The sequence below is a fragment of the Pedobacter sp. 10L46_2 genome (genome assembly GCF_056395165.1).
The window spans coordinates 48,704-57,422 of sequence record NZ_JBFTIZ010000077.1; the positions used below are offsets into that span (position 1 = coordinate 48,704).

6 protein-coding genes are annotated in these 8,719 nt (G+C 39.3%); 3 read left to right on the forward strand and 3 right to left on the reverse strand.

The annotated features are described in order from the left end of the window. Nucleotides 1-57: 57 nt before the first annotated feature. The 3 genes from AC1DDX_RS10980 to AC1DDX_RS10990 form a co-directional block, all read right to left on the reverse strand. Complete coding sequence (locus tag AC1DDX_RS10980) at nt 58-663, reverse strand: GIN domain-containing protein (protein WP_172662227.1); 606 nt, start codon at nt 661-663, stop codon at nt 58-60. Nucleotides 664-825: 162 nt separating this feature from the next. After that, nucleotides 826-1,449: an HAD family hydrolase gene (locus AC1DDX_RS10985; protein ID WP_172662228.1), complete on the reverse strand. Its 624-nt coding sequence runs from the start codon at nt 1,447-1,449 to the stop codon at nt 826-828. Between the two features lie 10 nt (nt 1,450-1,459). Next, nucleotides 1,460-2,125 carry an O-methyltransferase gene (locus AC1DDX_RS10990; protein ID WP_172662229.1) on the reverse strand — a complete coding sequence of 222 codons (666 nt, stop codon included), beginning with the start codon at nt 2,123-2,125 and terminating at the stop codon, nt 1,460-1,462. 101 nt (nt 2,126-2,226) lie between these two features. Here AC1DDX_RS10990 and AC1DDX_RS10995 point away from each other — a divergent pair, with 101 nt between their 5' ends. The 3 genes from AC1DDX_RS10995 (at nt 2,227) to AC1DDX_RS11005 (ending at nt 8,561) form a co-directional block, all read left to right on the forward strand. Beyond that, a complete protein-coding gene (locus AC1DDX_RS10995; RefSeq protein WP_288883405.1) occupies nt 2,227-4,401 on the forward strand; it encodes a GH92 family glycosyl hydrolase in 2,175 nt (724 codons plus the stop codon). A gap of 133 nt (nt 4,402-4,534) precedes the next feature. Continuing rightward, entirely contained in the window at nt 4,535-7,261 is a 2,727-nt protein-coding gene (locus AC1DDX_RS11000; RefSeq protein ID WP_172662231.1) for an amidohydrolase family protein, read from the forward strand. Continuing rightward, complete coding sequence (locus AC1DDX_RS11005; protein WP_337717034.1) at nt 7,191-8,561, forward strand: amidohydrolase family protein; 1,371 nt, start codon at nt 7,191-7,193, stop codon at nt 8,559-8,561. Before AC1DDX_RS11000 ends, AC1DDX_RS11005 begins: the two co-directional genes overlap by 71 nt. Nucleotides 8,562-8,719: the final 158 nt, after the last annotated feature.

The window sequence follows — 8,719 nt, forward strand, 5'->3', positions numbered from 1 at the left end:
AAGTTCATAAAAAAAGCCCGGTAATACCGGGCTTTCTCATGGATTAAGCGTTTTATTTTACTTTATTGCCGCTGTTTTATCAGCACTCATAATCACCCCTTCACTTAAATTCTCTGTTTTCAAACTGGCAAAATTATCAAATTTAACATTCTCCATATTACTTGCGATCAAGGTATGCTCATCTGAACTACCACTCATCTTTAACACTGCATCCTCACTGATCACTGTATATAAACTACCCACCCTAGAGTTAATTTTAGCTGTTGCACTTTGACTTAAAAACAACTGAAGATATTTTACATCAAAGTTGCCTTTAGTAACAACTACTGAACCACCTGCAGCTTCTATTCTTTGCAGATCCTTTACAGAAACATTTACCGTAACCTGATTACTTTCTGTAGAGTTGATAAACAAAGTTTCTCCCCTTCTTAAAACTGATGTGTTATTTGCATCGAAGTTTTCATCAACAAAAACTCCTTCCTTATCACTTTGGGTTAATACAATCTTCACATTTCCTGCAACCCAAATTCTGTTGATTCCTTTTGAACTTGTTTTTACTGAAGTAATTTCAATGTTATTGGCAGCTAAAGTTGTCATTGCCGAAGAGGTTAAAAAGATTGCTGCTAATGCTGTTCCGAATAGTGCTTTTGTTAGAGTTTTCATGACTTTATGTTTTAGGATTTTTCTTATTGTTTTTATTAATAAGACCTCACTACTCCCCTTTCGTTTCACCCAAATCCGGCGTATTATACCAGCATCGTGTAACTCACGACAAACTCCCTAAAAATTTCGACCAACGGCTGTAAATATTTTTTAGATATGAAATCAATCGACACTTAAGCCGAGCTGTTCCAGTTTTATTTTGGTGTCTTCATAGTCTGTATGGCAGATTCCGGTTAACCCCAGCCCCTCCGCTATCTGCACAAAAAGCATCCTGTCATCTATATATATACTTGTTTCGACATCACTTTGAGAAATGTCTATAGCAACCTTAAAGATATCTGCATCCGGCTTTCTGAAATGGACAAAACTTGAAGAGATGAAAAAATCAACAAATTCATTTAGTTTGAAAGTACTGATCCGATACTGATTAAGCTCTCTCCCTTCGTTACTGATCACTGCCACCTTTAAGTTATACTTCTTCTTTAGATCGCATATCAGTTTAATCATATCAGGATATGGAAGAGATTTACTGACCATAAATTCTTTAAAATCGTCCTTAGAATAATCCCGGTCTTCATAAAACACAAGCCTATCCAAGTACTCATCAAGTGTAATTTTTCCAACCTCGTAAGTATCAAAGGTGAGGTGATGTCTTTCTTCTACCTCTATAAGATCCAGATTAAATAGTTGCGCTGCTTCGGCCCTTGCCTTCCGGTCCCAGCCGTTAGTGAGTAATACCCCACCTATATCAGTAAAAAGTGTAGTGATTTTTTTGTTCTGAATCATCGTGAATTATTTATTTTACTACGGCAATAGCCATACCATCGTATTCTTTAACGCCAACTGTTTGAAGTATAGTTGCAGTGACATTTTTATTGGAAGCTAACAATTTATTGAAACGCTGCACACCTATAACCCTATCATCTGTACTATTCTCATCAAGTACTTTACCTTCCCGGATCACATTATCGCAAATGATAACCGTTCCCGGATGAGATAGGCTTAATGCCATTTCAAAATACTCAGTATAAGGTGGCTTGTCTGCATCAATAAATATAAGATCAAAAGGTTCTTCTTTGGCTTCCTTTATTTCCAGCATAATGTCCATCGCCTTACCTACTCTTATGTCAACTTTATCCAGGAGTCCGGCATTTTTAATGTTCTGCTTTGCAACATTTGCATGACGGGGATCAAATTCGATTGTAACAATCTTACCATCTTCGGGAAGTGATCTTGCCAGCCATATTGTGCTATAGCCAGCAAGCGTGCCCAGCTCAAGCACTCTTTTTGCATTACACATAAGTGCAATAACCTGCAAAAACTTACCCTGGTTTGCTGTAACGCTGATCTGAGGCATTTCTGCGGTGTCTAAAGATTTTATTGTCTCCTGAAGAACTTCGTCTTCCGGTGCCAACATCTGACTGATGTAATGGTCTACTTTACCAAATATTTCCTGATCCATATACAAATATAAAATTCGCGGCGGCATGTACAATGACAAACCGGGGAGTAATCTTTTCGAAATTTATATATTTGGTAAACAACACAAATGTTTAAATTAAAATGAAACTCAGAATTAAAAACCTAAGCTTAATGCTGATCGTTCTGCTTGCATCTTTTAATGTAAGTAAGGGCCAGAAAACAAAAAGTTTTACCAAGTATGTAAATACGTTTATCGGTACTGCACCACTTACCGATTCAGCGATCCTTGGTTATAACCTACCTAAAGGATGGAGATCGTGGGCAGGACTTACCTTTCCAGGCAGTTCGATGCCTAATGCCATGGTACAACTTAGCCCCATTACAGAATACGGATCGGGCGCCGGATATGAATATGAAGACAACATGATTTATGGCTTTACCCATACCAATAAAGGCCACTGGAATCTTTGCAATATCCCTATCCTTCCTGTTTCAGGAAAATCAACAACTCCAGATCAGGATGGCAAGTTCGGTTCCCACTTTTCTCATAAAAAAGAAAGTTCAGCACCAGGCTTTTATCAGGTATACCTGGATGATTACGATGTTAATGTAAGCCTTACTTCTACATTAAGATCCGGCTATCATAAATATGAATATAAAAACAAAACCGGTCGCAAAATCCTGTTTGACCTTGGCAAAGCAAACAACAGAGTAGGAAATTGGAAAATTGAACAGATAGGAAATACAGATTTGCAAGGGTTTCAAAACGTTGGTGAGGTAATTTATTTCTACGCCAAACTGAACAATAATATCGAAAAGCTGGAAAAACAGGAAGAAGGTTCAAGAAAAGGCTTTGCTATGGTTCACCTGGCAGATGGTGGCAAAGAACCTGTTGAACTTAAAATAGGTTTGTCTTTTGTAAGTACTGAAAATGCTAAAGAAAACCTTGAAAAAGAAATTGGAACTAAATCGTTTAATCAAATCCGTAACGAAGGGACCCAAACGTGGGAAACTATATTATCATCTATTCAGGTAAAAGGTGGAACTGAAAAGCAAAAACAAATGCTTTACTCTTCTTTGTACAGATCTTTGCTATGGCCTGCATTACGAAGCGATGTAAATGGAGAATATACAGATGCAAAAAAGAAACCAGGAAAAGCAGACTTTAACTACTACACAGAACCATCCTTATGGGACACATATCGCAATAAAGATGTGCTTTTAGGGTTGATTTCTCCTAAGGTTGCACTAGATGTAATCAAATCAATGAAGGATGTTGGCGATAAAACCGGATTTATCCCTACGTTTTTCCATGGTGATCATGGCGCTTCATCCATTGTTGGGGCATACCTGAGAGGAATTGACAATTTCGATGTAGAAGGCACTTATAAGCTGCTTTTAAGAAACGCAAATGTATCGCCAGGTGCACGGCCTCATTTGGAGGAGTATATTCAAAAAGGATATATTTCGGATCCTGACATTGCTAATCCGCATGTAGAAACTAAAGCCAATGCAGGGGTATCAAAAACCCTGGAATATTCGTACGATGATTATTCGCTTGCGCAAATGGCGAAGAAGCTTGGAGATACAACCAATTACGGGATCTTAATGGCCAGATCAAAAAACTTTAAAAACATGTTTGATCCCTCCACACGTTTCATGAGGGGCAGATTGCCAAATGGCGATTGGATTAAGAATTTTAATCCTCAGTATCCATACTATGAGTATATGTACAGAGAAGCTAATGCCTGGCAGGTATCTTTCTTTGCTCCTCATGATATGCCGGGATTAATTGAATTGTATGGCGGACCAGTGGGTTTTGAATCAAAACTTGATTCATTGTTTACAGTACCTTGGAACCCTAAGTACATCGCCCGAAATGTAGAAACAATGATCGGTCAGTACTGTCATGGCAATCAGCCAGATCATGAAGCTCCTTTTGCCTATCACTTTATAGGCAAGCCGGAAAAATCACAGAAAATCATCGACAAAATACTGAACGAGCTGTATGGAATTGGCCCTGAAGGCCTGGCACTTTCCGGAATGGATGATGCCGGAGAAATGTCTGCATGGTATGTGTTGAGCTCATTAGGTTTGTACACATTTTCGGCAACAGACCCGGAATACCTTGTAACAGCCCCTCTCTTTGATGAAGTAATTTGGAAAACAAACACCAACAAAACATTAACCATCAAAAAACCAGGTAAAGGACGAGGAATTACTGTTATAAAAGTTAACGGAGTAGAGAACAAAGGTTACTTTGTATCTCATGACCTGTTTAAGAACGGCGGCAATCTAGAAATCATCACAAAATAATGAGCATTCTGGCTAGCTTTTGTAACAAATATGCAAAAGCTAGCCAGAATTTATAGTTTTTAGCCCTCCATACAGGCAACAAGATTTTAATTCCGGCTTTTTTGTAATAGATTTAGGGACTTAACTAAATTTTATGAAGAAAATTCTGCTTAGCCTGGCTCTGGTTTTCTCTGTTACGCTCCTGTTTGCCCAGCAAACTTATCCGGTTAACGGCTCATACGACATCAGACAAGGCACTTACGCTTTCACCAATGCTAATATTGTAGTTAGTGCAAATCAAATTATCCCTAATGGCACATTACTAATTAAAGGGCAAACCATTCAATCTGTAGGAACTGCCACCTCAATCCCTAAAGGATATGTAGTGATCGATTTAAAGGGAAAATTCATATACCCTTCTCTTATTGATGCCTTTACCTCATATGGATTACCTGAAGCCAACCGTGTTTCCGGTCCGCGTCAATCTATATTTACCTCTACAAAAAAAGGTGCTTATGGCTGGAATGAGGCAATAAGACCCGAAACAAAAGCAAACACCTTTTTTGCTGCGGACAGTAAGAAAGCTGATGATTTGCGTAAAGCAGGCTTTGGAACGGTAAACGCAATTAGCAGAGACGGTATTGCCCGCGGAACATCTCTTGCAGTAACACTAAGTGATGAAAAAGAAAACAGCACCATACTTAATCCACAATCGGCAGCGAATTACTCTTTCAGCAAAGGATCTTCGCAAAATGATTATCCAACTTCTTTGATGGGTGCAATAGCCTTACTGCGTCAGACTTATTACGATGCACAATGGTATGGCAAACAAAAAGAAGAATACAACATCTCCTTGGAAGAGTTTAACAAACAACAAAACATTCCTCAGATTTTTGAAGCAGAGGGATGGCAAAATGTACTAAGGGCCAGCAAAATTGCACAGGAATTTGGCAAACAGTACATCATAAAATCTAATGGTGATGAATACCAAAGAATCGAGGCTGTTAAAGCAACCGGGGCAAGTCTTATTATCCCCATTAATTTCATTAAAGCCTATGATGTTGAGGATACTGTTGAAAACAGGAATATAACGCTGGCGCAAATGAAAGCATGGGAAATGGCTCCTACCAATCCGGCAGCGCTGGAAAAAGCAGGAATTAAATTTTCACTTACCACTCAGGGCCTGGAAGCACCAAAAGATTTATGGACAAACATACGCACCGCTCTTGATAATGGGCTAACTCAAAAACAAGCGCTCTTATCACTTACTGAGATCCCTGCCGGGATGATTGGAATAGCGGATAAAGTAGGTACTCTTGAAAAGGGAAAACTGGCCAACTTTATTATTACATCGGACAGCCTCTTTAAAAAGGAAAATATAATAGAAGAGAATTGGGTGCAAGGCAAACGCTTTATTCTGTTTAAAAAAGATGATGCTTTAAAAGACACGACAAACAAAGTGATTGCTAAAACCGCTGAACCAAAGAATAAAGATGCTGTAGGTTCATTAATTTTTCCATTTACCGCCTTTGGCAATACAACACCTTTAAAACAGGAAAGCGTTTTATTGAAAAATGCTACGGTATGGACAAATGAAAAAGAAGGTATTTTACAAAATGCCGATGTCCTTTTAGAAAACGGCAAAATCAAAGCTGTAGGCAAAAACCTAAATACCGGAAACGCCAAAGTAATTGACGCAACGGGTAAACATGTAACACCTGGTATTATAGATGAACACTCCCATATTGCAGGTACCGGAGGTATCAATGAAGGTGCACAATCTGTATCTTCTGAAGTACGTGTGGCAGATATTATCAATTCTGAAGATGTAAATATTTATCGTCAGCTAGCTGGCGGAGTTACTACTTCACAGATTCTACATGGCTCTGCAAACCCTATCGGTGGTCAGTCACAATTGATTAAATTAAGATGGGGCAAGTTACCAGAAGAGTTAAAGTTTGCAGGGGCCGATGGTTTTATAAAATTTGCGCTTGGCGAGAATGTAAAACAGAGCAACTTTGGCACCGGCGCACGATTCCCGGTTACCAGAATGGGCGTTGAACAGACCTTTGTTGATGAATTTACACGTGCAAAAGAATATAAATCAGAACTTGCCAAAAAGGGCAACACTGTTCGCAAGGATCTGGAGTTAGATGCCATAGTAGAGATTCTGGATAATAAACGCTTCATTACCTGTCACTCTTATGTACAGTCTGAAATCAATATGCTCATGCATGTTGCAGATAGCTTAGGTTTTAAGATTAATACTTTTACCCACATTCTTGAGGGTTATAAAGTAGCCGACAAAATGAAAGCCCGCGGTATCAACGCTTCTACATTTTCTGATTGGTGGGCTTATAAAATGGAGGTTGCCGAAGCGATTCCCTACAATGGAAAAATCATGCATAACGTAGGCATCACAACTGCATTTAACTCTGATGATGCTGAAATGGCCCGCAGATTAAATCAAGAAGCAGGGAAAGCTGTTTTATATGGTGGTGTACCCGAAGAGGATGCCTTTAAATTTGTAACGCTAAACCCTGCAAAAATGCTGCACATTGACAATAAGGTAGGCAGCCTTAGGGTAGGTAAAGATGCTGATGTGGTAGTTTGGTCTGATAATCCGCTATCTATTTATGCCAAGGCCGAGAAGACTTTTGTAGATGGTGTTGCATACTGGGATATAGATCGTGATGCCCAGATCAGAAAAGAACAACAATCGGAACGGGCGCGGTTAATTCAAAAAATGAAGGACAGCAAAGACAAAGGCAGCAAAACGCAACGCCCTAAAGCAGAGCAAAAGCACTTGTATGATTGCGAAACATTGGAAGATTATTCTCTTGAACTTAATGAAATGGAAAGGACTCATGACCATGAATAAATACATTTTAACGCTATTGATGTTGCCTTTGGGATTAAGCAGCTTTGCACAAGCCAACATTTCACCGGCAAAACCTCAGGATAAAAAGACCATTGTGATGGGTGCGAAGCTTCATGTAGGCAATGGAAAGGTTATTGAAAACAGCTACCTCATTTTTGATAAAGGAAAAATTACAGGCGTAGGAGATGCAACAGTTGCCCGTATTGATATGACTGGCTCAACAGTAATCCACGCAAACGAAAAACACATCTATCCCGGGTTTATTGCTCCCACCACCAATCTTGGGTTAATTGAAATCAGTTCTGTTAAAGCTACGCTTGATTATAACGAGATTGGGGATTTCAACCCACACATCAGAGCTTTGGTGGCTTACAATACAGACTCTAAAGTACCTGCTACTGTAAGAAGTAACGGTGTACTAATGGCTCAGATAACTCCACAGGGCGGCACAATATCCGGCAGCTCATCAGTAGTACAGCTCGACGCCTGGAACTGGGAAGATGCTGCTATCAAAAAAGATGATGCCATGCATTTGAACTGGCCTGTAACGCCAAAATTCAGGAACACTGGTAATAGACCTGTTGTTTCTGCCGATGTGCTTAAAGAACGTACACAAAACCTTCTAAATGCCCTTGATCAGTTTTTTGCTGAGGCAAAAGCCTATGCCGAAACAGATAAACCTGCAGTAACAAATACAAGATTTGCAGCGATGAAACATTTGTTTGATGGCAGTCAGCGACTGTTTATTACCGCAGCAGGCGAGAAAGACATCATTGCAGCGGTTAAGTTTGCCAAAAAATACGGCATTACGCCTGTTATTGTAGGTGGCGATGAAGCTTATTTAATTACCAGTTTCTTAAAAGAAAACAACATAGCAATTATAGTAAATGAGCCCCATAACTTACCCGATTCTGATGATAGTGATGTAAATATGCCTTATAAGAATGCTGGGGTATTGGCCAATGCAGGACTCGATGTAGTGATGGGTATGCACAGTTATTGGCAGCTAAGGAATCTTCCTTTTATGGCTGGCACTATTGCTGCCTGGGGTTTAGATAAAGAAAAAGCTTTACAGACCATTACATTAAACACTGCAAAAGTACTAGGAATAGATAAAACGGCTGGAAGTTTGGAAATTGGTAAAGATGCGACTTTCTTTATCTCCGCTGGTGACGCCCTTGATATGAAAACCAATAAAGTTGAGCAGGCATTTATTCAGGGCAGAGACATTAATCTGGATAACCTCCACAAGCAGCTGGACAAAAAGTTTAGTGATAAATACAATGCTGGGAAGAAGTAGCTCGTGTCGTCTCGATTTCTATGACAAAACCAAATCATTTTTATAGATGGTTTGGTTTTTTATTACAGCGAATATCCTATGGATGATTTTGTTTCTTACCGCATTTAAAACGCTCATCTTGTTCTTTCCCTCCTGAACTTTTCGTTTATAATATGTCC